Genomic DNA, 228 nt, shown 5'->3' with positions numbered 1-228 from the left:
TGGATTTATTGTATTGCCTGGTGGATATGGAGCTTATGAGGAAATGTTTGAAGTTTTATCTTGGGGACAAATTGGTATACATAAAAAGCCGGTAGGGCTACTTAACGTTGATGGGTTTTTTGATCCTTTAATTGATATGTTACAACATACAGTTGAAAAAGGATTTGCAAGACCTGAAAAACTTAGTTTAATTCTTACTTCAACAAATGTAGAAGATCTTTTAAAGAA

Annotated in this window: 1 protein-coding gene; it reads left to right on the top strand. The window is 32.5% G+C overall.

The genetic code is table 11. The features are described 5' to 3' along the window. The coding region (locus KVT31_RS30125; RefSeq protein ID WP_217613782.1) for an LOG family protein at positions 1–228 on the top strand (228 nt) is incomplete at both ends.

The organism is Bacillus sp. GbtcB14 (genome assembly GCF_019091205.1).
GTDB classification, from domain to species: Bacteria; Bacillota; Bacilli; order Bacillales; family Bacillaceae_G; genus Bacillus_A; species Bacillus_A cereus_AG.
Note: the sequence above shows the minus strand (reverse complement) of the source record. Positions and strands in the feature narration are given on the sequence as shown.